This is a genomic window from Rhizobium sp. CBN3 (genome assembly GCF_030518245.1).
Classification (GTDB): Bacteria; Pseudomonadota; Alphaproteobacteria; order Rhizobiales; family Rhizobiaceae; genus Rhizobium; species Rhizobium aethiopicum_A.
In genome coordinates this window covers 1-24,390 of sequence record NZ_JAULSE010000024.1, presented here as the reverse complement: position 1 = coordinate 24,390, position 24,390 = coordinate 1, and the positions used below count along the sequence as shown (strand labels likewise).

25 protein-coding genes and 1 pseudogene are annotated in these 24,390 nt (G+C 60.8%); 16 read left to right on the top strand and 10 right to left on the bottom strand.

Annotated elements, in window-relative coordinates:
* Nucleotides 1-60: 60 nt before the first annotated feature.
* The 3 genes from QWJ46_RS25910 to QWJ46_RS25900 all read left to right on the top strand — a co-directional run bounded on the left by QWJ46_RS25910 (nucleotide 61) and on the right by QWJ46_RS25900 (nucleotide 3,386).
* Complete coding sequence (locus QWJ46_RS25910) at nucleotides 61-1,365, top strand: ABC transporter substrate-binding protein (protein ID WP_064807389.1); 1,305 nt, start codon at nucleotides 61-63, stop codon at nucleotides 1,363-1,365.
* Nucleotides 1,366-1,549: 184 nt separating this feature from the next.
* On the top strand, nucleotides 1,550-2,476 hold the full coding sequence (locus tag QWJ46_RS25905; RefSeq protein ID WP_302754832.1) for a carbohydrate ABC transporter permease: 927 nt from the start codon (nucleotides 1,550-1,552) through the stop codon (nucleotides 2,474-2,476).
* Between the two features lie 10 nt (nucleotides 2,477-2,486).
* Nucleotides 2,487-3,386 carry a carbohydrate ABC transporter permease gene (locus QWJ46_RS25900; RefSeq protein WP_302754829.1) on the top strand — a complete coding sequence of 300 codons (900 nt, stop codon included), beginning with the start codon at nucleotides 2,487-2,489 and terminating at the stop codon, nucleotides 3,384-3,386.
* A 170-nt stretch (nucleotides 3,387-3,556) separates the two neighbouring features.
* Here the strand turns inward: QWJ46_RS25900 and QWJ46_RS25895 are convergent, their stop codons facing one another.
* The 7 genes from QWJ46_RS25895 to QWJ46_RS25865 form a co-directional block, all read right to left on the bottom strand.
* On the bottom strand, nucleotides 3,557-4,603 hold the full coding sequence (locus QWJ46_RS25895) for a hypothetical protein (protein ID WP_302754827.1): 1,047 nt from the start codon (nucleotides 4,601-4,603) through the stop codon (nucleotides 3,557-3,559).
* The gene (locus tag QWJ46_RS25890) at nucleotides 4,600-5,361 is read right to left on the bottom strand and encodes an ATP-binding cassette domain-containing protein (protein ID WP_184459908.1); all 762 of its coding nucleotides are present in this window, start codon (nucleotides 5,359-5,361) and stop codon (nucleotides 4,600-4,602) included. Before QWJ46_RS25890 ends, QWJ46_RS25895 begins: the two co-directional genes overlap by 4 nt.
* A gap of 1 nt (nucleotide 5,362) precedes the next feature.
* On the bottom strand, nucleotides 5,363-6,385 hold the full coding sequence (locus QWJ46_RS25885) for an ABC transporter permease (protein WP_184459907.1): 1,023 nt from the start codon (nucleotides 6,383-6,385) through the stop codon (nucleotides 5,363-5,365).
* A 69-nt stretch (nucleotides 6,386-6,454) separates the two neighbouring features.
* Nucleotides 6,455-7,396, bottom strand: a complete 942-nt coding sequence (locus QWJ46_RS25880) for a substrate-binding domain-containing protein (protein WP_184459906.1) — start codon at nucleotides 7,394-7,396, stop codon at nucleotides 6,455-6,457.
* 95 nt (nucleotides 7,397-7,491) lie between these two features.
* Nucleotides 7,492-8,328, bottom strand: coding sequence for a 3-methyl-2-oxobutanoate hydroxymethyltransferase (locus tag QWJ46_RS25875; RefSeq protein WP_302754823.1), 837 nt, complete (start codon nucleotides 8,326-8,328; stop codon nucleotides 7,492-7,494).
* On the bottom strand, nucleotides 8,325-8,636 hold the full coding sequence (locus QWJ46_RS25870; protein ID WP_184459904.1) for a MocE family 2Fe-2S type ferredoxin: 312 nt from the start codon (nucleotides 8,634-8,636) through the stop codon (nucleotides 8,325-8,327). The genes QWJ46_RS25875 and QWJ46_RS25870 overlap by 4 nt, the downstream gene beginning before the upstream one ends.
* Before the next feature lie 46 nt (nucleotides 8,637-8,682).
* Nucleotides 8,683-9,828, bottom strand: coding sequence for a fatty acid desaturase family protein (locus QWJ46_RS25865; RefSeq protein WP_302754821.1), 1,146 nt, complete (start codon nucleotides 9,826-9,828; stop codon nucleotides 8,683-8,685).
* A gap of 426 nt (nucleotides 9,829-10,254) precedes the next feature.
* On the opposite strand from QWJ46_RS25865, the gene QWJ46_RS25860 reads away from it, so the two are divergent.
* On the top strand, nucleotides 10,255-11,280 hold the full coding sequence (locus QWJ46_RS25860) for a LacI family DNA-binding transcriptional regulator (RefSeq protein WP_302754819.1): 1,026 nt from the start codon (nucleotides 10,255-10,257) through the stop codon (nucleotides 11,278-11,280).
* A gap of 77 nt (nucleotides 11,281-11,357) precedes the next feature.
* Here the strand turns inward: QWJ46_RS25860 and QWJ46_RS25855 are convergent, their stop codons facing one another.
* Together QWJ46_RS25855 and QWJ46_RS25850 are read right to left on the bottom strand one after the other, a co-directional pair.
* Nucleotides 11,358-11,846 (bottom strand): 2,4'-dihydroxyacetophenone dioxygenase family protein, encoded by a 489-nt coding sequence (locus tag QWJ46_RS25855; RefSeq protein ID WP_184459901.1) that lies wholly within the window; start codon nucleotides 11,844-11,846, stop codon nucleotides 11,358-11,360.
* Nucleotides 11,847-11,861: 15 nt separating this feature from the next.
* On the bottom strand, nucleotides 11,862-12,566 hold the full coding sequence (locus tag QWJ46_RS25850) for an SDR family NAD(P)-dependent oxidoreductase (RefSeq protein WP_302754816.1): 705 nt from the start codon (nucleotides 12,564-12,566) through the stop codon (nucleotides 11,862-11,864).
* A gap of 334 nt (nucleotides 12,567-12,900) precedes the next feature.
* Between QWJ46_RS25850 and QWJ46_RS25845 the strand changes: the two genes are divergently transcribed.
* The 12 genes and pseudogenes from QWJ46_RS25845 to QWJ46_RS25790 all read left to right on the top strand — a co-directional run bounded on the left by QWJ46_RS25845 (nucleotide 12,901) and on the right by QWJ46_RS25790 (nucleotide 23,162).
* Nucleotides 12,901-13,815: a metal ABC transporter substrate-binding protein gene (locus tag QWJ46_RS25845; RefSeq protein WP_184459899.1), complete on the top strand. Its 915-nt coding sequence runs from the start codon at nucleotides 12,901-12,903 to the stop codon at nucleotides 13,813-13,815.
* Between the two features lie 62 nt (nucleotides 13,816-13,877).
* Nucleotides 13,878-14,783: a manganese/iron ABC transporter ATP-binding protein gene (locus QWJ46_RS25840; protein WP_302754814.1), complete on the top strand. Its 906-nt coding sequence runs from the start codon at nucleotides 13,878-13,880 to the stop codon at nucleotides 14,781-14,783.
* A complete protein-coding gene (gene sitC, locus QWJ46_RS25835) occupies nucleotides 14,780-15,640 on the top strand; it encodes an iron/manganese ABC transporter permease subunit SitC (RefSeq protein ID WP_302754811.1) in 861 nt (286 codons plus the stop codon). Before QWJ46_RS25840 ends, sitC begins: the two co-directional genes overlap by 4 nt.
* Entirely contained in the window at nucleotides 15,637-16,482 is an 846-nt protein-coding gene (locus QWJ46_RS25830; protein WP_302754808.1) for a metal ABC transporter permease, read from the top strand. Before sitC ends, QWJ46_RS25830 begins: the two co-directional genes overlap by 4 nt.
* Before the next feature lie 355 nt (nucleotides 16,483-16,837).
* Nucleotides 16,838-17,722 (top strand): dihydrodipicolinate synthase family protein, encoded by an 885-nt coding sequence (locus QWJ46_RS25825; RefSeq protein WP_302754806.1) that lies wholly within the window; start codon nucleotides 16,838-16,840, stop codon nucleotides 17,720-17,722.
* Between the two features lie 7 nt (nucleotides 17,723-17,729).
* Complete coding sequence (locus QWJ46_RS25820; RefSeq protein ID WP_302754805.1) at nucleotides 17,730-18,407, top strand: GntR family transcriptional regulator; 678 nt, start codon at nucleotides 17,730-17,732, stop codon at nucleotides 18,405-18,407.
* A 54-nt stretch (nucleotides 18,408-18,461) separates the two neighbouring features.
* The gene (locus QWJ46_RS25815; RefSeq protein WP_064807397.1) at nucleotides 18,462-19,790 is read left to right on the top strand and encodes an ABC transporter substrate-binding protein; all 1,329 of its coding nucleotides are present in this window, start codon (nucleotides 18,462-18,464) and stop codon (nucleotides 19,788-19,790) included.
* Nucleotides 19,790-20,728 carry a carbohydrate ABC transporter permease gene (locus QWJ46_RS25810; protein ID WP_064807399.1) on the top strand — a complete coding sequence of 313 codons (939 nt, stop codon included), beginning with the start codon at nucleotides 19,790-19,792 and terminating at the stop codon, nucleotides 20,726-20,728. Before QWJ46_RS25815 ends, QWJ46_RS25810 begins: the two co-directional genes overlap by 1 nt.
* Entirely contained in the window at nucleotides 20,728-21,543 is an 816-nt protein-coding gene (locus QWJ46_RS25805) for a carbohydrate ABC transporter permease (protein WP_302754799.1), read from the top strand. The genes QWJ46_RS25810 and QWJ46_RS25805 overlap by 1 nt, the downstream gene beginning before the upstream one ends.
* An 18-nt stretch (nucleotides 21,544-21,561) precedes the next feature.
* Nucleotides 21,562-22,551 carry a sugar kinase gene (locus QWJ46_RS25800; RefSeq protein WP_302754798.1) on the top strand — a complete coding sequence of 330 codons (990 nt, stop codon included), beginning with the start codon at nucleotides 21,562-21,564 and terminating at the stop codon, nucleotides 22,549-22,551.
* 92 nt (nucleotides 22,552-22,643) lie between these two features.
* Nucleotides 22,644-22,883 (top strand): type II toxin-antitoxin system ParD family antitoxin, encoded by a 240-nt coding sequence (locus QWJ46_RS25795; protein WP_302754797.1) that lies wholly within the window; start codon nucleotides 22,644-22,646, stop codon nucleotides 22,881-22,883.
* Nucleotides 22,880-23,162 (top strand): annotated as a pseudogene (locus QWJ46_RS25790) (type II toxin-antitoxin system RelE/ParE family toxin). Before QWJ46_RS25795 ends, QWJ46_RS25790 begins: the two are co-directional and overlap by 4 nt.
* Before the next feature lie 500 nt (nucleotides 23,163-23,662).
* Here QWJ46_RS25790 and QWJ46_RS25785 read toward each other — a convergent pair.
* Nucleotides 23,663-23,911 (bottom strand): hypothetical protein, encoded by a 249-nt coding sequence (locus tag QWJ46_RS25785; RefSeq protein ID WP_302754796.1) that lies wholly within the window; start codon nucleotides 23,909-23,911, stop codon nucleotides 23,663-23,665.
* Nucleotides 23,912-24,390 lie beyond the last annotated feature (479 nt).

The window sequence follows — 24,390 nt, the reverse complement described above, 5'->3', positions numbered from 1 at the left end:
CACCAAGCGGGAGGTGAATGCCGGAGAATTGCTCCCGCTGTTTCAATGAGGAGGAATCTCATGACGATCAAGAGACGTGAATTTCTTGCTGCATCGGCAGCCGTTGCCGGTGTCGCCGGCCTCGGCATCAAGCCGTCCTTTGCGCAGGCCGAACCGACCTACACGCCGGAAAGCGGCGCCAGCCTGCGTCTGTTGCGCTGGACGCCTTTCGTGAAGGGCGATGAGGAGGCCTGGCTCGCCAATACCAAGAAGTTCACTGAAGCCACCGGCGTGGAAGTGCGCATCGACAAGGAGAGCTGGGAGGACATCCGTCCGAAAGCCGCCGTTGCGGCCAATGTCGGCTCCGGTCCTGACCTCATCATGTGCTGGTTCGACGACGCGCACCAATATCCGGACAAGCTGGTCGATCTCACGGAACTCGGCAACTATCTCGGCAACAAGTATGAAGGCTGGTACGACGGCCTGAAGGGTTATGCCACCCGTGACGACAAGTTCATCGCCATGCCGCTGACGACGATCGGCAATGCCGTCGTCTATCGCGACAGCCATGTGAAGGCTGCCGGCTTCAACGAATTCCCGAACGATACCGCAGGCTTCCTCGAGCTTTGCAAGGCGATGAAGGCAAAGGGCACGCCCGCCGGCTTCCCGCACGGCAAGGCCGTTGGCGACGGCAACAACTATGCCCATTGGCTGCTCTGGAGCCATGGCGGCAAAATGGTCGACGAAAGCGGCACGGTGACGATCAACAGCCCGGAAACGCTCGCCTCGATCAACTATGCCAAGGAACTCTACGCGACCTTCATTCCGGGCACGGAAAGCTGGCTGGATGTCAACAACAACCGCGCCTTCCTCGCCGGCCAGGTATCGCTGATCGCCAACGGCGTCTCGGTCTATTACACGGCCAAGAACGATCCGAAGCTCGCCGAGATCGCCAAGGACATCCGCACGACGAACTTCCCGATCGGACCGGTCGGCAAGAGCGTCGAGCTTTTCCAGACGAGCTCGCTGCTGCTCTTCAAGCACAGCAAATATCCGGAAGCGGCCAAGGCCTACATCAAGTTCATGATGGAAGCTGATCAGATGAATGCCTGGATCCAGGGCTCCAGCGCCTATTGCTGCCAGCCGCTCAAGGCCTTCGCCAAGAACCCGGTCTGGACCGCCGATCCGGTTCACGCGCCCTATGCGCGCGCCTCGGAAAAGCTGCGCCCGAACGGCTATGCCGGTCCGCTCGGCTACGCCTCGGCGGCAACCATGGCCGACTATGTGCTGGTCGACATGTATGCCGCCGCCGTCACGGGCCAGAAATCGCCCGAGGACGCGATGAAGGAAGCCGAACGCCGGGCGAACCGCTACTACCGCGTCTGATCCGGAGCCGGAACCTGCGGCATGCCCGATATCCGGCATGCCGCAAGCCTCTAAAGCGCGTCACATCAGATTTGATCCATGCGCCGCGCTTTAGTTCCTTGTTTTTATGCATGTCGTTGCCCCGGAACCCCTGCACACCTCCGGGCGACATGCATCAGGACTGAATGCAATCTGGAGACAACCAATGTCGACCTTGAACTCAGGGGATGAGCGCGGCCCCTCGCTGATGCAGAACAACAACGTGCTCGGCTTCCTCTTCATGCTGCCGGCTGCCGTGTTCCTCGTCTGCTTCCTCACCTATCCCTTGGGGCTCGGCGTCTGGCTTGGTTTTACCGACACGCGGATCGGCCGGGACGGCATCTTCATCGGCCTGGAGAACTACCAGTTCCTGGCCGATGATTCGGTTTTCTGGCTGTCGGTCTTCAACACCATCCTTTACACGGTCATCGCCTCGGCGTTGAAATTCGCACTCGGTCTCTGGCTGGCGCTGCTTCTGAACCAGCACCTTCCGTTCAAATCCTTCTTCCGCGCGATCGTGCTGTTGCCCTGGGTGGTGCCGACGGTGCTTTCGGCACTGGCTTTCTGGTGGATCTACGATTCCCAGTTCTCGATCATCTCATGGTCGCTGATGAAGCTCGGGCTGATCAGCGCGCCGATCAACTTCCTCGGTGATCCCACAAATGCACGCATATCGGTCATCGTCGCCAATGTCTGGCGCGGCATCCCCTTCGTGGCGATCTCGCTGCTTGCCGGCCTGCAGACAATTCCGGCCTCGCTGCAAGAAGCTGCCTCGCTCGACGGCGCGACGAGCTGGCAGCGCTTCCGCTATGTCACACTGCCGATGCTGACGCCGATCATCGCCGTCGTCATGACCTTCTCGGTGCTCTTCACCTTCACGGATTTCCAGCTGATCTACGTGCTGACAAAGGGCGGGCCGGTCAACGCCACGCATCTGATGGCGACACTCTCCTTCCAGCGCGGCATTCCGGGTGGCCAGCTCGGCGAGGGGGCGGCCATCGCGGTCGCCATGATACCCTTCCTGCTCGGCGCCATCATGTTCAGCTTCTTCGGTCTGCAGCGCCGCAAATGGCAGCAGGGCGGACAGGATTAAGGAGGAAACTATGTCGACCAATCTCAAAACGGCCGATGAGGTCCTGACCGACAATGCCGAGGGCATGAGCTATCTGAACCGTCTGCCGCGGCGCGTGGTGATGCTCTATCTGCCAATGGCCGTCTTCGTTTTCGTGCTGCTCTTTCCCTTCTACTGGATGGCGATCACCGCCGTAAAACCGAACGAGCAGCTGACGGATTACAACAACTACAGTCCCTTCTGGGTGGTCGGCCCGACGCTCGACCACATCAAATACCTGTTCCTCGAGACATCCTATCCCGGCTGGCTGTGGAACACGATGCTGGTGGCTGTGGGATCGACGGCGCTGTCGCTGGTGGCCTCGGTGTTCGGCGCTTATGCGATCGAGCGCATCCGCTTCACCGGCTCCCGACAGATCGGCCTCGTCATCTTTCTCGCCTATCTCATTCCGCCGTCTATCCTCTTCATCCCGCTCGCCTTCATCGTCTTCAAGCTTGGGATCTACGACTCGCGCCTGGCGCTGATCTTCACCTATCCGACCTTCCTCATTCCCTTCTGCACCTGGCTGCTAATGGGTTATTTCCGCTCGATCCCGTTCGAACTGGAGGAGAGCGCGCTGGTGGACGGCGCCAACCGCTGGCAGATCCTGGTCAAGATCATCCTGCCGCTTGCGGTCCCGGGCCTGATCTCGGCGGGCATTTTCGCTTTCACGCTCTCCTGGAACGAGTTCATCTACGCGCTGACATTCATCCAATCCTCGGAGAACAAGACCATTCCGGTCGGCGTTCTGACCGAACTGGTGCGCGGCGACGTCTTCGAATGGGGATCGCTGATGGCGGGTGCGTTGTTCGGCTCCCTGCCGGTCGTCGTCCTCTATTCCTTCTTCGTCGACTACTACGTCTCCTCGATGACGGGCGCGGTGAAGGAGTAGCACGCGGACCGGGCTTATCAGCAAGACAAGTCATTTCTCTCCGGCGGACGCTGCCGCCGGACGATCCAATAACGAGGCGGCAAATATGTGGGACCGGCGCAGTCCAATGCGCTGACCGAGCCGCACGTGTTTTCAGGGAGGGACCAGCCCACCGATCTTGCACGTTCGCCTCAGTCGAGAAAGTGCTTGCGAAAGGCAAGGTGCCGGAACCCTCCACGATCGCCGCACACTTCGATGGCATGGTCCACTATGCGAACATCCTTGACCCGCTCCTCCGAAGGCCAGCGGATGGCGCCTATGGCATGCCTGACTTCGGTTTCCCCATCCTGAACCAGGGTGAGGGCACCCGGACCCGAAAGGTCGTCTTCGCTGGAGTGGCTGAGCAAGACTGCCGCTGCACTCTCCTCGACACCCAAACAGCCAAAGTGGCGGCCCGACCAGGGAGGATAATCGCGGCCGCCGTTGGAATGCCAAAGGACCGTCATTGGCAAGCGTCGGGCATTCCGGAGAGACAGGAACAGATCGCCCTCAACCGGCCGCGTCACCGCCGTCCAGCCCAAGCTGTGCTCTCGGGCTTCGATGCCGGTGACGACGTCTTCATGTCGCGGGTTCCACGGAAACCGGGTGAGATCGACCCACCCGTCGGTTCCGGGAAACCGGTCGGGCATCGTTGATCGCTCCGGGTAGCGCAGGCCGGAACGCCCGCGCGCGGGATCGGCTTCGGGCGGTGCCGGTGGCGTCTCCCAGGCCAATTTGGGCGAGCAACTGATCAATCCGCCCCGGGGTAGCGACACATTGGCATGGTTCGAAATGGCAATGCGGCCACTGCCGCCTGTGAAGACATGGCGCTGGTAGACGAACGGGTGCCCGTCTTCGACCTCTAGTTCCTTGCTGACGATGGCGCCGTAGACGGTGCGTAGTAGCCTCGCCCGGAGCCACGAGCCCCCCTGTTCGACAACGTTCCAGGGCGAATTGGCCGTCCAGCCATGAAGCGGCGACCCCACTTCGCTGCCCGCGAACGGGGCGCAGAAGAAATCGCCGCCGAGCGTCGCAAGATGCGGCGGTGTGCCAGGCGGCATTACCTCCCCGGTGCCGACCCAGGGCGCGCGGTGCAATGGAGCAATCTCGTGCCCCTCATCCTCCACCGTGAAGCCGTCGAGGAGACCGGTTCGTGCATCGAAGCCGAAGCGGATTCCCTTGGCGCCGATCTCGATCATGCCGCCATATGTTCGCCGGTGATGATGTTTTCTACCTCCTGGATCGATGAGGTAGCAGGGCTTAGATCGTCGGCGACGACGCTGCCGCGCCGCATCACCACCATGCGGTCCACCACCTGGAAGACATGATGGATGTTATGCGCGATGAAAATGCAGGAGTGGCCGGTGTCGCGCGCCTCGCGCACGAAGCGCAGTACCCCTTGGGTTTCAGCCACGCCGAGATTATTGGTTGGTTCGTCAAGCACGATCAGGTCGCTGTCGAAATACATGGCGCGCGCGATGGCCACGGCCTGCCGTTCCCCCCCGGAAAGCGATCCGATCGGCGTGGTGGGCGGAATGTTCTTGGATATGCCGACGCGCTTCAGCAGATCGGCGGCAACCGCGTTCATCCGCTCCTGGTCCAGCCGGTCAAGGAAGCGGGGGCCTGTTCTGAGCTCCCGTCCGAGAAAGAGGTTCCGAGCGATGGAAAGCTGCGGGACCAGCGCGGAGTCCTGATAGATGGTCTCGATGCCACTAACGATCGCATCATTGGTACTACGCAACCGCACTTCGCGGCCCTTGATGAATATCTGGCCGGAGGTGTAGGGAACCGCGCCCGACAGAACCTTGATCAGGGTGGACTTGCCCGCGCCGTTATCGCCGAGAAGCCCGACGATCTCGCCCCTCCTTATCGTGAGGTTCACGTCGCGCAAAGCGTGGACCCGGCCATAAAATTTCTCGATATGCCGCATTTCGACCAGAGTTTCGGTACCGCTCATCTCAGATCCCCGTATTATGCCGGCGTTCGAGGCCGGCATGGAGCGCCATCATCGCCAGGATGATCGCACCGATGAAGATGTTGTAGGCGAGACCGGGCACCCCGATCAGCACGATCCCGTTGCGCATAAGTCGCAGGATCAGCACGCCGATCATGGTCCCGAGGATCGTCCCGCGGCCGCCGGTCAACACTGTGCCGCCGATCACAACCATCGCGATGACCTCGAGCTCATAGCCCGTTCCGGCATTCGGGTTGGCGGCCGAGACCCGGATCGACGAGACGATGCCGGCAAAGGCCGCCATCGCCGCCGACAGCATGAACAGGATCACCTTGACCCTGGCAGTCGGCACGCCGCGGTTTCGAGCGGCATTGGGATTCCCGCCTGTCGCCTGAATCCAGTTACCGAACCGTGTGCGGGTCAAGACGTAGTGGAGCGCCAATGCCAGCGCCACGAACCAGATCAGGCTCATGAAGACACGCAGGTTTCCGATATAGAAGTCGCCGACCAGCAATTGCGCCAACCATTGTTCGCCGGCGTTCCAGGTGCGCTGCGGAAAGCCTGCCGTCAGCCACAAGGCCGTGCCGCGGATGACCAGCAGCGTTCCCAGCGTCACCAGGAATGAAGGGATAGCGAGACGGGTGACAAAGAGGCCGTTGAAAAGGCCGATCGCCAGAGCGACAGCCATTCCCGCAAGGAACGCGAGCGGCAGGGGAAGCAGGTCCGCGTTGAACAATGTCCACATCACCACGGGGGCAAAGCCGAAGACGGAGCCGACCGAAAGGTCAAATTCCCCAGCGGTCATCAGAAGCGTCATCGCCAGGGCGATGAGGCCGAGTTCGACGGTGAAAGTGAGGGCATTGCCGATGTTGATCAGCGACAGAAAGGCGGGGTTGATCGCCGTGAAGACAACCAGCATCGCGATCAGAAGGACGAAAGGCCCGAATTCCGGATAGGCGATAAAGGCCCTGACAAGGCTCGGTCTTTCAGGTGACGGGGTGAGAGCATCGCTGCTTTGCTCGATCATGGTGCGCACTCGCTTTGGGGCTGGAACGGGCATCCGCGGTAAAGTACCGCGGATGCCGAGATGGCATGCTTATTTGCCGCCCATGATCTTGGCGTAGAAAGGCGCCTTGTCGGCTTCGTAGAGTGCACCGGTGATGATGTCGAAGTTGATGGGAATACCGCTCGCTTCAGACATCAGCGCCGAAAGGCACATGTAGGACGTCGCCAATGGATCCTGCCACATGCCGGCATTCACATATCCTTCGCTGACCTCTGAGGTCGTATCTAATGAGTTGCCCCATCCCACCACCGGAATCTCGCCCTTGGCAATGCCGGCCTGATCCCAGACGCGTTTGATCGAACCGGTTACGAGATCGCCGAGACCGATGACGGCATTGATCTTTTTGCGGTTGGCGGTGACGTAGTCGGTCATCCGGTTGATGGCCTCCGCCTGGTCGTAGGAGGCGTCCTGGATTTCCCAGGTAATCCCGAGCGGCTTGAAGACTTCGTCGGCACCCGCCGATTCCTCTTCGCCGTAGCCTGCGCCCGGAACTTCGAGCGGCATCCAGACGAAATCGCCCTTCTTCACCAGCTTATGGTCGACCAGATACTGCGCCCAGGTGCGGCCGACGACCTTGAGATCGACGCCGACATAGGCTCTCCAGGCCGGCGCCGGGTCCTTGGTGTTGAAGTTGATGACCGGAATGTTCGCCCGGTTGGCCTCGTTGACAACGTCCACCAAAGTGCCAGGCCCCGGGCTCGTCGTGCAGATACCGTTAGCGCCGGCGGCAATGGCGGCGCGGATGGCTTCCTGATGGCTCGGTACGTCATTCGAATGGAACGAGGTGTTCACCTTCACACCGGTATCGGCAGCGAATTTCTCGGCTCCCTGAAGAAAGTAGGTCCAGACCGGATCGGTCGGCGAGCCGTGCGAAATCCAGTAAAAGGTTTTGTTCGGGGCACCCTGCGCCACTGCAACTGCTGGCATCAGCGCCAATGCGGCCACCGCGCCCAGAAAAGTTCGTCTCAGCATGTCCTGTCTCCTCCCGTTGGTGGCCGGTCTCTATACTCCTTCCGGCCGGTGAAATCTGTGGTGTTACGAGCGACGTGTTGGCTCGGTCGGCCTCCTCATTGCCGATCGACCCCGTCGATGAATTTCTCCAGTTCGCGCGGATCCATGCGGATCAGATGGCGGTCCTGCGGGAAAGTGCCGTCGGCGACATCCGCGGCATATTCGCTGAAAGCCGCGACCCGCTCGCGTTGCAGCCGCGCATATTCCGCACCGAAATCGCGATAGGCCCGGGCGTGGCGCGGAACATGACCTTCGGTGTAGCCCAGTATGTCGTTGGCGAAGAGATATTGCGCGTCGCAACCCGGCCCGGCGCCCATCGACCATAGCAGGATTCCGACTCGCTTGCTGATCTCGGCCGCAACCTCCGCAGGCACGACCTCGATTTCGACCGCGAAGGCACCGGCGCTCTCATAGGCCTTGACTTCCTCGAAGAGCCGCAGCGCCGCCTCGGCAGTCTTTCCGACCGCTTTGAAGCCACCGCTCCACGTGGCGCGGGTAGGAACCAGCCCGACGTGACCAACGACGGGGAAATATTCACGGGAGAGCTTTTCGACCGTCCTCCGCGAGCCCGAACAGTAGACTGCGTCGGCGCCCCGGTTCAGCGCATTGCCGCACCAGCGGAGATAATCGTCCGAGGTACCCATCTCGAGATGGGTCTGCCCAGTCATCGAAAAGACCGTCGGGGCAACCGCGCGGTAGCGCGGATCAAGGACGATCTCGGCCGGCACGGAAGCGATGTCGATCCCCGCTGCTTCGGCGGCTGCCGCCTCATCGAGGCTGAAATAGCGCAGCATGGTCAACTGGCGCCGACCTTTCCAGGCGCGCAGGTCCGCCACCGTAGGCAAACGGCGTGATGTGACACCCCGGTTCACATGTCTCGTAACCTCTGTCATTCAACCAACACCAGGACTTGCCCGTGCTCGCGACGGACAGAATAGGTTCGCAGGTTCTCGCAGGCAGGCGAGCGCTTGGCCTCTCCTGTGCGATAGTCGAATTGGCCATTGTGTTTCGGACACTCGATCACATAGTCGAGCACCAGTCCGTCTGAGAGCTCCACCTGTTCGTGAGTACAGAGCCCATCGGTGCAAAAGAATTCGTCGTCAGGGCTCCGAAAGATAGCAAAGCTCCGTCCGCCATGGACCCAGCCCAAAACGTCTTCCTTGTCGATCTCGTCTTCGGCGCAGGCAGCTACCCAGGGCATATCATCCTCGTCTCGATGTTGATTGGAAATCTCTGATGGCGCGCGATCATGCTGGGGATCTTTCCGGCACCGCCGCATGCAGCTCTTCGCGATAAGGTTTGGCCCCTTGCGGCAAGGTACGCTTGAGGTAATAGCCGGGCTCTCGCCTCTGCCGCATGATCGCCTGAAACATCTCGCGATAACCGTCCCAGATCGAGGTGTTGGCGGGCGGCAGGTCGTGCTTGATCGCCTCGTGCAGCCTTGCCAACGCATGGTAAGGCACCATCGGGAACATGTGGTGCTCGACGTGATAGCCCATGTTCCAATAAATGAAGCGACTGATCGGGTTCATATAGACGGTGCGCGAGTTAAGCCGATGGTCGAGCACATCCTGCGCAAGCCCACCGTGCTGCAGGAGCCCGGTCATCACCATATGCCAGCAGCCATAGATGCGCGGACCGCCGATCAGCATAAGTGGGATCGTGGCCTTCCAGCCTGCGCCGACCATAAGCATGCCGATCGAACTCAGCACAGCGGCGGCGTAGATTGCCATATGCACCCGCGCCCAGAACACTGCTTTCGGCCATTCGCTTTTGGGCACATAGTCCTTCTCGTCTGGCGAAAGGGTCCCGGCCGCATTACGAGCGAGGGTCCTGAGGTTTTGCCAGACCTCGACCACGCCGGTATAGGCAAGCGCTTTCAGCGTCAGCGCAATCGGATGCATCCAGGCGATCTCGGGATCGCGACCGACGATGATCGTATCGGTATGGTGGCGGGCGTGGCTCCAGCGCCAATTCACCGGATTGCGCGCCACCTGGAACGAAGAGATGTGGTAAAGCACGTCGTTCATCCAGCGGGTGCGGAAGGCGGTGCCGTGGCCGCATTCGTGCCAGCGCGCATCGCAGGCCGAGCCATACATCACCCCATAGGCAAACCAGAACGGCACCGCCCACCAGCTACCCCAGAACCAGATGCCGCCAGCGGCAAAAGCCACGTGGAGAATGGCCCATAGGATCGTGTCGCGGATCGCCGGCTGATCGCTGCGCTGCATTAATTCTTTCATCAGCTTGCGCGGCACTTCGGTATGGTACCATTCGGCCGCAGCAAGGCCGGCCTCAACGGCTCGCAGAGAGGAAGGCCCGGTCAAGCTGTAATCGCGAGGGGGTACTGGATCCGGCCCAACCCTTTCGACATCGGTGGAATGAACGCTCATGCGATCGCCTCTGGCTTTGAGGACAAATGGCAGGTGCGGAAGACGGCTCGACCGGTGTCACGCGCGCAGGTTTCATGTGTGCTGCCTCGCTCCGAACCCGTCACCCCTTTGTTCCTCCAGACGTTATTTGCCCATCATGTCGAGCAGCGAACCCGCGGCGATTACCTTCAAGCCGTGATGCAGCTGCTGATACCGAGCCTGGCGCGTGGGTTGGACGTCCGCAACTCGATATCACATCAAATTACATCAGAAGATTCTTGGTTCTTATGATACCGGTGGCAGCAGGTTTCCAAAAAAAGTAAGATTTTTACGCAGGTTATGAGTTCGTATCGGGAGAACCTTCGATGATGTAATTTAGTCGTGTCTGCTGATGTGATGATGGATTTTGCAGTATGCGGCATCTTCGGTGGAAGCCTGAGGGAGATCATGAAGAAAGCGACGATTACGGATATCGCTCGAAAGTCCGGTCTCTCGACTGCAACGGTCGATCGGGCACTGAACGACCGCGGAGGCGTCAGTGCAGCCAATCGCCAGAGGGTGCTTCGCGCAGCAAAGGAACTGGGCTATCTCCCGAGCGAGGGAATGCTCGCGTTGCCTTCCCGCCCGGCGCATCTGGAGTTCTTCATTCCGTTCGGGCACAACTCGTTCATGCAGGATGTCGCCAGGAAGATCACAGCCTTCGCATCGTCCCTGCCGCTCGTGGCGTCGTGCAATGTCACGGCGCTCGACGGCATTGATCCCGACGCGCTCGTGACGGCGCTCGAAGATCTTCCGCTCCAAACCAATGGCGTCGGGGTAATTACCGTAGACCATCCCAAAACGCGGCACGCAATCCGGCGCCTGTGCGAATCCGGCGTCCGCGTCGTCACCATCGTGACGGACGTTCTCTCGACCCCACGCTCCGCTTTCGTCGGCGTCGATAACCTGGTGGCGGGCCGAACCGCGGCGCTGATTATGGGGCTCATGTCACGGAGGGCGACGGGATCGATAGGCCTCTTTCTCGGATCGCGAACGCTCCATGGGCACCAACAGCGGGAATATGGATTCCGGACCCTGCTGGAGGAGCAGTTCAAGTATCTGACGATCCTTCCTGCAATCGAAACCCGTGACGAGAACAAGCTGTCCCGGCCGGCGATGGAACGGATACTACGCGACACCGCTGATCTCGTCGGCGTCTATTGTGTCGGCGCAGGCAGGGCTGGCATCGCCGAAGTCCTGCAAGCGGCGACAGGAACAAGACGTCCCTTCGTGATCATGCATGACCTCACCGACGCCACGCGGACATGGCTGGCCGAAGATCTGATCGACGTCGTGATCGACCAGAATGCGCGCCTGATCGGCGAGCAGGTGGTCATAAGGCTTCTCGGTTCGATCGCAGCAAGCACGCCGACCTTATCTTTGAAGAACATCGAGCCACGGATCATCTTTCGCGAGAATATCCCGCTCGTGTAGCGCGGAAAGTGCTTGCATAAGCGGCATCCCTTCGCGCCGTTTTCGGCGGCGGGAGTGGTGAGGATTTCACCCTCGCCCTATCGGACGAACTGCTTCACGAAATCGGCGCCGAGGCCGACCTTCTGATAATGGGCGGCGCACATGTCGATCTTGGTGAAGACATCCTCGAAGCCGGTGTGATCGCCGTTTTCGTCGACATAGTACATACAGCCTGAAATGTTGAAGAAGGTGATCATCTCCTCGACATCGTCAGGCACGGTCAGCGTATGGGTCTCGCCCGGCGGTTCGAAGACGTAGGATCCTTCGGTGGCGATCCAATCATGTTCGAGGTAGCGCCAGCGGCCCTTGATGACATAGCCGTGGACTGGTCCGGGGTGCCGATGACGGCTGAGAATGCCGGCGCGCCGCACCCGCAGGAGATTGCACCACCCGCCCTGCAGCGTGTTCAGCATCAGCGGGCGGAACCAGACGTCGGGGGCCTGGGGAACCCAGAGCCGTTCATCTTCGGGAACCGCCGCGACGACGATCTCGGGCGGCGACATAGGGTGGACAGATTGATAGGCCATGGATCCTCTCTCTTTTCAAGCTGCGGCATAGCCGCCGTCGACAGGCAGGATGACGCCGGTCATGAAGCCGGCCGCTTCCGAGCACAGGAAGACGATGGGGCCGGCGACGTCTTCTGGCTTGCCCCAGCGGCGCATCGGCGTGCGCTGCAGGATGGGCTCTGCTCGGCTCGCGTCTTCGTAGAGGGGACGGGTCAGCTCGGTGGCGATCCAGCCGGGCGCCACCGCGTTGACCCTGATCTTGTCCGCCGCCCAGGCGACGGCCAGCGATTTGGTGAGCTGTGCGATGCCGCCCTTGCTGGCGGTGTAGGCAGGCACGGCAGGTCCGCCGAAGAAGGACAGCATGGAAGCGGTATTGACGATCGCGCCGCCCTCTCGCGCCAGCAGCGGCTTGGCCGCGACGCAAACTCGCATCGTGCCCGAGAGATTGACGTCGATGACCTCCGCGAAGGTGGCGGGATCGAATTCCGCGCCTCCGCGCCGGATGAGGCCGGCGCAGTTGACGAGCGCATCGAGCCTGTCGAAGGAAGCGATCAGCCTCTCGACGGCGGCCTGCTCGCGCACGTCGAGCACGACGCCGGCAAGTCCTTCCCTCTTCGGCATGGCATCGATTTCGGCGGCATCGATCCCGGTCGCCGTCACACAATAGCCTGCGTCCCGAAGCGCCAAGGCGGCCGCAAGACCGATGCCGCGACCGCCACCCGTCACTAGTGCATGTTTCATACGCCAACCTCTTTGCTCAGACATGCCCGAACCTCTTTTCTCACGGGAATAGGCGCTACCGCGTCATATCCCCGACGCGGCTGCATTGGCATATCATGGGGCTCGCATCTCGATCCGCAAAAAGTCCGCGCGCATGAGGATCGAGCCGCGTCACTGCCAATTTAAAACCATCCTATAGGCGGCGTCGCAATCATTTGCATCCGACTGCGAAATCTTTATTGCAATTCATTCGCAATTGCAGAATATGGAGAGACTGGAGTCATCTCTTTGCAGCGTCACGGGGAAGGCTCGAACCGCCAACTGCAATTAACTCTTAATAGCACCGGAGATATTCATGCTCGATAAGGTAAGACAGTCGATCCTGACGGGGATGATAGGAGCGGCGTTTGCGGCCGTGCTGACAGTCGTTCCGGCATCAGCGCAGGAAAAATTCAAGGCGGTGACGACATTCACCGTCATCGCCGACATTGCCAAGAACGTTGCGGGTGACGCGGCCGTCGTCGAATCCATTACCAAGCCCGGCGCCGAGATCCACAATTACCAGCCGACGCCGGGCGATATCCAGCGCGCCCAGGGTGCGCAGCTCGTCCTGTGGAACGGCCTCAATCTGGAGCGCTGGTTCGAGAAGTTCTTCCAGAATCTGAAGGACGTGCCTGAAGTGGTGGTCTCGACAGGCGTCGAGCCGATGGGCATTGCCGAAGGACCTTATCAGGGCAAGCCGAACCCGCACGCCTGGATGTCGCCGGCGGCGGCACTGATCTATGTCAACAATATCCGCGATGCCTTCGTGAAGTACGATCCTGCCAATGCCGCAATCTACAAGGCGAATGCCGAGGCTTACAAGGAGAAGATCAAGGCGACCGTCGAGCCCATCAAGGCACGGCTTGCTGCCGTACCCGAGGCCAAGCGCTGGCTGGTATCGAGCGAAGGCGCCTTCTCCTATCTTGCCCGCGACTTCGGTTTGAAGGAGCTCTACCTTTGGCCCATCAATGCCGATCAGCAGGGAACGCCGCAGCAGGTGCGCAAGGTGATTGACGCCGTCCGGAAAAACGGCATCACCGTCGTCTTCTCCGAGAGCACGATCTCGTCCAAGCCCGCCGAACAGGTGGCGCGTGAGACAGGCGCCAAATATGGCGGCGTTCTCTACGTCGATTCGCTGAGCGAGGCCGATGGTCCGGTTCCGACCTATCTCGATCTCCTCAAGGTCACGTCGGAAGCCATCGCCAAGGGCCTGGCGTCCTCGTCCTGATCTGGCGACAGGGACCTCGCCCGCGGGCGGGGTCTAATTCATGTGTTCATGGGGGTGTTTCGATGAGTGTTCAACTCGGCCGGCAGAAGCAGGCCGCCTCCGGCTTCGAGGGGAGCGGGATTCTGGTGGACGGCGCGACCGTCACCTACCGCAACGGTCATACGGCACTGCGGGACGCGAGTTTCGTCACCCCCACCGGCACGATCACCGCATTGGTCGGCGTCAACGGCTCGGGAAAATCGACCCTCTTCAAGTCGATCATGGGCTTCATCCGCCTTGCCAAGGGCGATATCCGGGTGCTCGGCATGCCGGTCAAGGACGCGCTGCGCAAGAACCTCGTTGCCTATGTGCCGCAGTCGGAAGAGGTCGACTGGAACTTCCCCGTTCTGGTCGAGGACGTCGTGATGATGGGCCGTTACGGACATATGGGCATGATGCGTATTCCCAGGGCCGCCGACCATCAGGCGGTGTCGGCGGCACTTGCCCGCGTCAACATGAGCGAATTCCGCAAGCGGCAGATCGGCGAGCTTTCCGGCGGCCAGAAGAAGCGGGTCTTCCTCGCCCGCGCGCTGGCGCAGGACGGAAAAGTCATCCTGCTCGACGAGCCATTTACCGGCGTGGACGTCAAGACCGAGGAACAGATCATTAAGCTGCTTCGCGAACTTCGAGATGAGGGCCGGGTTATGCTTGTTTCGACGCATAATCTTGGCTCCGTGCCGGAATTCTGCGACCGGACGATCCTGATCAAGGGCACGGTGCTCGCCTACGGGCCGACTTTCGAGACCTTCACCCAGGAAAACCTGGAGAAGGCCTTCGGCGGTGTGCTGCGCCATTTCGTGCTGAACGAAGCCCCAAGCGCCAGACCGACATCCATCGGCCTGATCAGCGACGACGAACGGCCCCTCGTGTTTCGCGAAGGCAAGGCGACGACAGGCGCATCGGATGGCGAAGGCGGAGACTGGGAATGACGGCCGTTCTCACCGAGCCCTTCACCTACAACTACATGCTGAACGCCATGTGGGTATCGGCCCTCGTCGGCGGCGTCTGTGCCTTTCTTTCCTGTTACCTGATACTGAAGGGCTGGTCGCTGATCGGCGATGCGCTCTCCCATGCGATCGTCCCCGGTGTAGCCGGCGCCTATATGCTCGGGCTTCCCTTCTCGATCGGCGCTTTCTTCTCCGGCGGACTTGCCGCCGCCGCCATGCTTTTCCTCAACCAGCGCACCAAGCTGAAGGAAGACGCCATCATCGGCCTGATCTTTTCCTCCTTCTTCGGGCTCGGCCTGTTCATGGTGTCGCTGAAGCCGACCGCCGTGAACATCCAGACGATCGTGCTCGGCAACATTCTCGCCATCACGCCCGAGGATACGCTGCAGCTTGCCATCATCGGCTTCGTGTCGCTGGCCATCCTGCTCGTCAAGTGGAAGGATCTGATGGTCACCTTCTTCGACGAGAGTCATGCCCGCTCGATCGGCCTCAACCCGACCGTGCTCAAGATCATGTTCTTCACGCTGCTTTCCGCCTCCACCGTCGCAGCGTTGCAGACGGTCGGCGCGTTCCTCGTCATCTGCATGGTGGTGACGCCGGGCGCGACCGCCTATCTGCTGACCGACCGTTTTCCGCGGCTCCTGCTCATCGCGGTGGCGATCGGCTCGATCACCAGCTTCGCAGGCGCCTATGCGAGCTACTTCCTCGATGGGGCGACCGGCGGCATCATCGTCGTGCTGCAGACGGCAATCTTCCTGCTTGCCTTCGTCTTCGCCCCCAAGCACGGAATGCTCGCCGCACGCAGGAGGGCCGGGCAGGCCCTGGAGGCCGGACGATGACGATCATCGAAACGCTGCTTTCGCCTTTCCAGTTCGAATTCATGGTCCATGCGCTTGTCATTTCGGTGCTCGTCGCCGTGCCGATGGCGCTTCTGTCCAGCTTCGTGGTGCTGAAGGGCTGGTCGCTGATGGGCGACGCGATCAGCCACGCAATCTTTCCCGGCGTCGTCATTGCCTATATCGTCGGCTTTCCCTATGCCGTCGGCGCCTTCGCCGCCGGCATGTTCTGCGCCATCACCACCGGCTTCCTCAAAGAAAACAGCCGCATCAAGGAAGACACGGTGATGGGCACGGTCTTCTCCGGCATGTTCGGGCTCGGCCTTGTGCTCTACGTCAAAATCCCAACCGACGTGCATCTCGACCATATCCTGTTCGGCGACATGCTCGGCGTCTCGTGGGGCGATATTGCGCAGGCGACCGTGGTCGCCGCGGTCACGGCGGGCATTCTCGGCATCAAGTGGAAGGACTTCCTGCTGCACGCTTTCGACCCGACGCAGGCAAAGGCGGTGGGGCTGAGAATCGGTCTCCTGCATTACGGCCTGCTCGCGCTCATCTCGCTGACCATCGTGGGCGCCCTGCAGGCGGTCGGCATCATTCTTTCGATCGCCATGCTGATCGCGCCGGGCGCCATCGCCTTCCTGCTGACCCGAAAGTTCAGCACCATGCTCGTCCTATCGATCGCCATCGCCGTCACCGGCTCCTTCACGGGCGTCTACCTGTCCTTCTTCATCGACAGCGCACCCGCACCGACCATCGTGCTCGTGCTCTCAATCATTTTCGTACTCGCCTTCGTCCATGCCATGCGCCAGGCGGCCCGGAGCGACGCCGCGGAGCCGGTCTAGCCGGCGCAAAGCATCCGGCCGTCGAAGGCGCTCTGACCTGAATGGAATTGCACCGCCACGAACCTTCTTCGGACCATCCGCGCCCGTTTGAAGCACGCCGTCGGCCTGTCGGGCTTCGGCGGGCGTCTCGATCCGGTGCTCATTCATGCGACCAGGCAAGATCCACCTTCTCGATGTTACCTAGTCCTCAAGTCGTAAAGACATCTGCCGAGGTAAATTGCAGACGCACGACCTTGCCGGCGGGCAATGTGATTCTATCTGAGTGAAGTGAAAGCCGCCAAGACACCGATGATCAGTCCTTTACAACTAACATGTCAGTCTGCTACACCTGACCCATTAGCTGGGAGGATCAAAGTTGACATCAAGATTCGGGCTTTCCGTCGCTCTCGCCACGCCGTTCGACAGCGATGGCAATATTGCGATCGAGGCGATGATCGCGCAGGCGCGGCGCTGCCTTGCCGCCGGATGCTCCAGCGTGACGCTGTTCGGGACGACGGGCGAGGGTTCCTCCATCGGGAACGGCGAACGGGAACGTACACTAGCCGCCTTTCTCGATGCCGGCATTGCGCCTGGCAACATTATTGTCGGCGTGTTGGTCGATGCCGCAGAGGATGCGGCGATGCAGGCCGGTCAGGCTCTGTCCAGGGGCGCCCGCAACATCCTTCTTGCCCCGCCCTCCTACTTCAAGAACGTCAGCGACGACGGCGTCTTCCAGTGGTTTTCCGCCGTTTTCGCCCTGCTGGGTGACGCGGCGCGGGATATCATACTCTACAATCTTCCCTCGCTCACCATGGTGCCGCTGAGTGTGTCGCTGATCGGTCGGCTGCGGACCGCCTTTCCCCATATCGTCACGGGCGTCAAGGATTCCTCCGGCGACTGGCCTTATACGGAAGCGCTTCTCGAAGCGCATAGTGATCTCATCATCCTGGTCGGCGACGAGCGGCACCTCGCAAGGGCCGTGCGGCTCGGCGGCCAGGGCGCGATCTCGGGCATGGCGAATTTCGTGCCCCGCGAACTCAAGCCGATGGCCGAGGAGGGCAGGGATGATAACCGCGTTGCCGATTTCGTCCTTGAATTGCTGAAACATCCTGTCGTTCCGGCCGTGAAGGCGATGGTCGCGCGCACGACGTCGGAGGAGACATGGATCGCGGTCCGTCCGCCGCTTACTTCGATATCTGGCGAAACGCGGGCGCAGCTCGCTCTGGCATTCGATAATCTTTTCCGCTCGAAAGCCGCATAGGTCGGGCATGTTTCTGGAGACGGCGATGGACGGAACGGAGGAGCAGCCGACACTGCGGGAAAAGGCGTATGCGAGCTTCACGCGCCACCTCCTTGCACGTGACGTGCGTCCCGGCCAGTTCGTGTCCCAGCGCCGCCTCGTGGAACTGACGGGGCTGCCGCTCGGCGCCATCCGCGAACTCATCCCCAGGCTCGAAGCCGAAGGGCTGATCAAGACGGTGCCGCAGCGGGGGTTGCAGATCGCTCATATCGATCTCAACCTCATCCGCGAGGCCTTCCAGCTGCGCGTGTTCCTGGAGAAGGAAGCCGTGGCCCTCTTCACCCGATCCGCGTCGGATGAGACGATCGCAAAGCTCTTGAAGCAGCACCGCGATATCGCCGACGCCATCCGCAGCGGCGACGGCTCGCACGAATTGGAGCTGCGCGCGCAGGCTGTCGACTGGGGCATGCACGATGCCTTTATCGACGCCCTTGGCAATACTATCATTTCGAACGCCTACCGCGTGAACTCGATCAAGATGCGCCTGATCAGCCAGGACCGCTTTCGCATCGACGGTCACGTCGGACCCGTCATGGGCGAGCACCTGAAGGTGCTCGAGGCGATCGAACGACGTTCGGCGGAGGACGCCGTCAACAGCCTTGTCGCACACATCAACGGTGCAAGGGATCGTGCGCTGAGGATATAATCGAGAATGAACAGCCGGAGATGAGGAGATCGCCGGCAAAAGGAGGAGGATTACATGTCATCATTCTTCAACCCGACGAGGCGCGGCTTTCTGGCCGGCACGGCTGCTCTTGGGGCCAGCAGCATGCTCGGTATGCGGCCGGCCGCCGCCGCGGTCGACTGGAAGCGCTTTGCCGGCACCACGCTTGAGGTCAATCTGGTCAAGAGCCCGCGCAGCGAAATCCTGACCAAGTATTTGTCCGAGTTCGAAGAGCTCACCGGCATCAAGGTCAATGCCGAAGCAACGCCCGAACAGCAGCAACGCCAGAAGACGACCATCGAGCTGAGCTCCGGAAAACCGAGCTTCGACGTCGTGCACCTGAGCTACCACGTCCAAAAGCGGCAGTTCGAGAAAGGTGGCTGGCTTGCCGATATCAGCGGCTTCCTCAAGGACGCTTCGCTGACCGATCCCTCCTTGGTGGAAAGCGATTTCGCCGAAGCAGGCCTCGCTTTCGCCAAGGATGCCGACGGCGTTCTGCGTTCGCTGCCTTTCTCCGTCGATTACTGGATCATCTACTGGAACAAGGCGCTGTTCGAGAAGAAGGGGCTTGCCTACCCCACGAGCTTCGAAGAACTGGCAAGTGCCGCAGAAGCGCTGACCGATCCCTCGACCAATACCTACGGCTTCGTCGCCCGCGGCCTGAAGAACGCCAACACCCCGGTCTGGACGACGTTGCTGCTCGGCTATGGCTCGAGCCCGCTCGGCCCGGACGGCAAGCTGCGCACGACATCGCAGGAAGCGATCGACGCGGCCAAGCTTTATCAGAGGCTGATGACCAAGACCGCTCCTCCCGGCGTTTCCGGCTTCAACTGGGCCGAGGCGCAGTCGGCCTTCCTGCAGGGCAAGATCGGCATGTGGCTCGATGGCGTCGGCTTCGCCCCGCCGATCGAAAATCCGGAAAAGTCGCGTGTCGTCGGCCAGGTCGGTTACGGCGTCATGCCGAAAGGACCGAAGGCGCAGGCCGCGGGCACCTTCGGCGACGGCCTCGGCGTCGTCGCGGCAAGCCAGAAAAAGGAAGCCGCCTACCTGTTCTGCCAATGGGCGATTTCGCACGATATGGGCGCACGCCTGCTGCAGGCCGGCGCCGGCGTTCCGTTCCGCCAGTCCGTGCTCGAGGATGCGAAGGTCCGCGAAGGCGTCAAGATGCCCGGCACATGGCTGGATGCCGTTGCCGGCTCCGGCAAGATCTCGCAGCTCGCCCTGCCGGTCATCATACCGGTCACCGAGTTCCGCGACATCTATGGCGTCGGTCTCACCAACATGATCGGCGGCGCCGATCCTGAAACCGAACTGAAGACGGCGACGGCACAGTTCGAACCCGTCCTGGCGAAAAGCGAGGGATAATGGCCTCGGCAGGCATCGAAACGGCCGCTATGGCCAAGGCGTCGAAAGGAAGGAGCAAACCGGATCGGTTTGCTCCCAACTACTGGCCCTTCGTCATCCCGGCGCTCATCGTCATCTCAGCCGTCATCGTCTTTCCATGGGTGTTTACGGTGTGGATGAGCGTCAACAGCTGGACGCTCGGCCAGTCGCAGGTCTTTGCGGGGCTGGACAATTATATCAGACTCGCCACCGACATGCGCTTCTGGGAGTCGCTGTGGCATACGGTGCTTTATACGGCGCTCTCCGTGCTGGTTCCCCTTTTCCTGGGGACGCTCGCCGCACTGATCTTCGATGCCCGATTCCCGCTGCGCGGCCTCATTCGAGGCATATTCGTGATGCCGATGATGGCGACCCCCGTCGCCATCGCGCTCGTCTGGACGATGATGTACCATCCGCAGCTCGGCGTGCTCAACTATCTCCTCTCCTTCGTCGGCATCGGCCCGCAGGAGTGGATCTACAATCAGCGCAGCGTCATTCCCTCGCTGGTGCTGGTCGAAAGCTGGCAGTGGACGCCGCTCGTCATGCTGATCGTGCTCGGCGGCCTGGCGGCGGTTCCGCGCGAGCCCTACGAAAGCGCTGAGATCGACGGCGCCAATGTCTGGCAGAAATTCCGCTATCTGACGCTGCCGATGATCGCGCCGTTCCTGATGATCGCGGTGATCATCCGCAGCATCGATGCGGTGAAGAGCTTCGACATCATCTATGCGATGACCCAGGGCGGTCCCGGCACGGCATCGGAAACGATCAACATCTATCTCTACAACACCGCCTTCGCCTATTACGACATCGGCTACGGCTCGGCCATGGCGGTCGTCTTCTTCATCCTCATCGTGCTGCTCTCCTTCGTCCTCATGATGATCCGGCAGCGCGTGAACTGGTCTGACGGGGAGGCACGCTGATGAAGCGCAAGACGCTCGATCGCATCGGACTGCTGTTCGTTGCGCTGGTGATGATCTCGCCGGTCGTCCTGTTTTTCCTCTGGATGATCTCGCTGTCGCTGAAATATGAGATCGACAACGGCGCCTATCCGCCGATCTTAATCCCGGAGCGTTTCGCCTGGTCGAACTATGTGAAGGTCTTCGAGGAGAACAATTTCTTCCTCTATCTCTGGAATTCGCTGCTGGTGACCGGCAGCGCCACGCTTCTGGCGCTGTTGATCGGCGTGCCGGCCGGATATGGCATCGCGCGTCTGAAGGCGGAGAAATCAGCGATGGTCATCATGATCGCGCGCATGACGCCGGGGCTGTCGTTCCTGATCCCGCTCTTCCTGCTGTTCCAATGGCTGAACTTGCTCGGCACGCTGATGCCGCAGATCATCATCCATCTCGTCGTCACCGTGCCGATCGTCGTGTGGATCATGATCGGCTATTTCGAGACGACGCCGATGGAGCTGGAAGAGGCCGCGAGCATCGACGGCGCCACACCCTGGCAGGTTTTCCGCCTGGTCGCCCTGCCGATCGCAAGGCCCGGCATCGTCGTCGCCTTTATCCTGTCGGTAATCTTTTCCTGGAACAACTTCGTCTTCGGCATCGTGCTCGCCAGCCGCGAGACACGCACGCTGCCGGTCGCCGTCTACAACATGCTGTCTTTCGAACAGGTCAGCTGGGGACCGCTCGCGGCCGCCGCATTAATCGTCACCTTGCCGGTGCTGATCTTGACGGTGTTCGCGCAGCGGCAGATCGTGGCGGGCCTGACGGCAGGCGCCGTCAAGTGAGCAGGTGAGACGGAGATTTTGACGGTTTCTTCCGCCTTCGAGCCGCCGCCAGGTCCGCCACGCCGCGTGCTCTGCATTGGCGCGGCGGTGCTCGACACCCTGTTCCGCGTGCGCTCGCTGCCCACCGGCCAGGGCAAGATCCTGCCTTACGAAATGCTGCAGATCGCCGAAGGCATGGCGTCGAGCGCGGCATTCGCCGTCGCCCGGCTTGGCGGCCATGCCAGCCTCTGGGGCGCGGTCGGCGACGATGCCACGGGCGAACGCATCCTTTCCGACCTCGGGAATGACGGCATAGACACGAGCGGCATGACGGTTGTGCAGGGCGCCCGCTCGGCCGTCTCGACGATCCTCATCGATGATGAGGGCGAGCGCCTGATCGTACCTTTCTACGACGCGCGGCTCCACAATACAGTGAGGCTGGTCACCGAGCAGGAGATGTCTGCTTTCGACGCGGTGCTTGTCGATGTCCGATGGCCGAAGCTTGCGCTGCGGGCGCTGCTTGCAGCCGGCAAGGCCGGCAAACCGGCGGTTCTCGACGGCGACGTTGCCGGCGAGGGCGTCATCGAGACGCTGGCGCCGGCCGCCAGCCACATCGTCTTCTCGCAGCCAGCTGCCGAGCGGCTTGCCGGGACGGCAGATCTCATTGAGACCGTTGGCCTGCTGAAGCGGAAATTCGAACATGCCTTCATCAGCGTTACGGCTGGCGAAAACGGCTCTCTGTGGTTCGACGATGCAAGCGGCGACATCCGTCACCTTGCCGCGCCAAAGGTGAGAGCAATCGATACACTTGCGGCGGGCGACATCTTCCACGGCGCCTTCGCGCTGGCAATCGCAGAAGGCATGCCGATCGAAGAGACGATGCGATTGTCGTCCATGGCGGCGGCTCTCAAATGCCAGGTGTTCGGCGGACGCATCGGCGCACCCACGCGAGCCGAGGCGTGCGATGCTCTACGGGATTGGAACGTCCGCGTTTCCCGGAAGGTGAGCGATATCGACTTCAATGGATGAGGCCGGACATCGTGTCCTCGCCGACCGCGAGATGCGCCTCCGCATGAGGGCCAGGCGTTGCCAAATTTTGCCATGCTGATTATCCTGGTCTCATGAGCACGATGAATATCTCGCTGCCGGACAATCTGAAGCACTTCGTCGACCAGCAGGTCGCCAGTCGAGGATATGGCACGAGCAGCGAGTATGTGCGCGAACTCATCCGTCGCGACAAGGATCGGCAGCAGTTTCGCAATCTTCTACTTGAGGGCGCGTCGTCCGAGACGACCGAACCCATTGATACCAGCTATTTCGATAGCTTGCGCGAGCGGGCAACGAAACAAAGCTCCAAGTGATCGCGAAACCTATCGTCCCCCGCCAGTCGGCTCGCGGGGAGAATGCCGTGGATTTATTATGCTCGTACGCCGGGCGCAGATAGCGGTAGGCTTCATCGATGCACTGCAATCGACCTGAACTTTGATCGCAGAGCATCCTGCATCGGGTTCACTGCGCTACTCATATGAACTCGGTCCGCCCGATCTGCGCTGTACGACGTGAAGGGTTTTCCTTATGTGATCTTCTATCTTGAACGAGCCGACCACGTCGATGTGTGGCGGGTGCTGCACGCCAAGTAGGATATTCCGGCGTGGCTGCAGAGTGCGGTTTCGGCATTGAAGCCGGGTGAGTGAGTGATGAGAAGGCGTTATTCAGCACGGCTTTTAGCGCAGGCCACTCAAGCCACGGCGTTGCCCGTTCGATTTTCCAACTTTTGTTGCTTTAAGCCGTGCAATGAAGCACAACAATATCTGGGTTGTTGCATGCCTCGGAACGTTCGTTCGTTGCTTTCTTAAACGGCTATGGCGGCCAGAGGGCCACTCCTTGATTGTCCGGCGGTAGTGAAAGCCTCGCTGAACCCTATCGCGTAAAGGCCCCACCAAGATCGTTCTTCGAGCCGGCGAGTGGCACGATCACCTTCCGGAATGCCGACTCAGAGAAGCCGAGTGCAAATTACACGCGCCTAGGTAAGAGGGGGCGGGTTTCCCAATAAATGTCCGCGCACCCTCTCCCTTCGCCAGACGGGTCCTCACCGGAGGCATGCGGTTTCCCCGCCCCACCTTGTCGCAATCATCGTGGTTTACTTGTTCCCCGGTCCTGTCGTTGTTGTTGTCGTCGAGCAATTGTTGCAGTCGGTCTTGCCGTTATCCACCTGCCCGCTCGGTCCGGTCGTTGTGGTAGTCGTTGTAGTCCCGTTATCGTTGTGTGGTGGGTTTCCGCTATGTCCCTGTTCACTGGTGGTTGTCGTCGCAGTGCCTTTAGGATCGGCAAATGCGGGAGCGGAGGCGGCGAACGCAAGCGCCGTCGTGACGATAAGAATCGTTTTCATTTTATTCCCTCCTACAGTGCTGAGCTGATTTAAGACAGGCCGTATGTTACGCATGCCGCATCTTTTGAGCGCGGCACGGCCTCCCAATGCCACGCCAAACGATACATTAGACATAACTGAAATTAAAATGCAACGCATCCAAAAGTGGTAGACTAGTGCCCGTCCATAAACCGTTTTTTCCAATCCAGGTGAGGACGATAACAAGAAACAATTCTGCCCGGAATGTCAGACCCGCACTGTTGAAGGTGTGAGTAGCCGCGGTCATCGCCTCGCGTGCCATGATCAGCGGAAACCGCGGTTTCAGGTCGAAACACAACAGCCCGCAAACCGCCTAGATGTTCCATAAGCTATCTTATGCCAGATTGCACTGTAAGGGCTATTTAGTAATGCGACAGTTGGGCCAGTTAGAGATGCGACAGTCTCGCCTCTCGACGTGCTGGTCAATACCAACGTTGGGAGCAAGGATGGCGACTTCAGCC

Bases quoted from the DNA above. Each gene is read 5' to 3' on its own strand.
- QWJ46_RS25910 (WP_064807389.1), top strand. From the start codon at position 61: ATGACGATCAAGAGACGTGAATTTCTTGCTGCATCGGCAGCCGTTGCC.
- QWJ46_RS25905 (WP_302754832.1), top strand. From the start codon at position 1,550: ATGTCGACCTTGAACTCAGGGGATGAGCGCGGCCCCTCGCTGATGCAG.
- QWJ46_RS25900 (WP_302754829.1), top strand. From the start codon at position 2,487: ATGTCGACCAATCTCAAAACGGCCGATGAGGTCCTGACCGACAATGCC.
- QWJ46_RS25895 (WP_302754827.1), bottom strand. From the start codon at position 4,603: ATGATCGAGATCGGCGCCAAGGGAATCCGCTTCGGCTTCGATGCACGA.
- QWJ46_RS25890 (WP_184459908.1), bottom strand. From the start codon at position 5,361: ATGAGCGGTACCGAAACTCTGGTCGAAATGCGGCATATCGAGAAATTT.
- QWJ46_RS25885 (WP_184459907.1), bottom strand. From the start codon at position 6,385: ATGATCGAGCAAAGCAGCGATGCTCTCACCCCGTCACCTGAAAGACCG.
- QWJ46_RS25880 (WP_184459906.1), bottom strand. From the start codon at position 7,396: ATGCTGAGACGAACTTTTCTGGGCGCGGTGGCCGCATTGGCGCTGATG.
- QWJ46_RS25875 (WP_302754823.1), bottom strand. From the start codon at position 8,328: ATGACAGAGGTTACGAGACATGTGAACCGGGGTGTCACATCACGCCGT.
- QWJ46_RS25870 (WP_184459904.1), bottom strand. From the start codon at position 8,636: ATGCCCTGGGTAGCTGCCTGCGCCGAAGACGAGATCGACAAGGAAGAC.
- QWJ46_RS25865 (WP_302754821.1), bottom strand. From the start codon at position 9,828: ATGAGCGTTCATTCCACCGATGTCGAAAGGGTTGGGCCGGATCCAGTA.
- QWJ46_RS25860 (WP_302754819.1), top strand. From the start codon at position 10,255: ATGAAGAAAGCGACGATTACGGATATCGCTCGAAAGTCCGGTCTCTCG.
- QWJ46_RS25855 (WP_184459901.1), bottom strand. From the start codon at position 11,846: ATGGCCTATCAATCTGTCCACCCTATGTCGCCGCCCGAGATCGTCGTC.
- QWJ46_RS25850 (WP_302754816.1), bottom strand. From the start codon at position 12,566: ATGAAACATGCACTAGTGACGGGTGGCGGTCGCGGCATCGGTCTTGCG.
- QWJ46_RS25845 (WP_184459899.1), top strand. From the start codon at position 12,901: ATGCTCGATAAGGTAAGACAGTCGATCCTGACGGGGATGATAGGAGCG.
- QWJ46_RS25840 (WP_302754814.1), top strand. From the start codon at position 13,878: ATGAGTGTTCAACTCGGCCGGCAGAAGCAGGCCGCCTCCGGCTTCGAG.
- sitC (WP_302754811.1), top strand. From the start codon at position 14,780: ATGACGGCCGTTCTCACCGAGCCCTTCACCTACAACTACATGCTGAAC.
- QWJ46_RS25830 (WP_302754808.1), top strand. From the start codon at position 15,637: ATGACGATCATCGAAACGCTGCTTTCGCCTTTCCAGTTCGAATTCATG.
- QWJ46_RS25820 (WP_302754805.1), top strand. From the start codon at position 17,730: ATGTTTCTGGAGACGGCGATGGACGGAACGGAGGAGCAGCCGACACTG.
- QWJ46_RS25815 (WP_064807397.1), top strand. From the start codon at position 18,462: ATGTCATCATTCTTCAACCCGACGAGGCGCGGCTTTCTGGCCGGCACG.
- QWJ46_RS25810 (WP_064807399.1), top strand. From the start codon at position 19,790: ATGGCCTCGGCAGGCATCGAAACGGCCGCTATGGCCAAGGCGTCGAAA.
- QWJ46_RS25805 (WP_302754799.1), top strand. From the start codon at position 20,728: ATGAAGCGCAAGACGCTCGATCGCATCGGACTGCTGTTCGTTGCGCTG.
- QWJ46_RS25795 (WP_302754797.1), top strand. From the start codon at position 22,644: ATGAGCACGATGAATATCTCGCTGCCGGACAATCTGAAGCACTTCGTC.
- QWJ46_RS25785 (WP_302754796.1), bottom strand. From the start codon at position 23,911: ATGAAAACGATTCTTATCGTCACGACGGCGCTTGCGTTCGCCGCCTCC.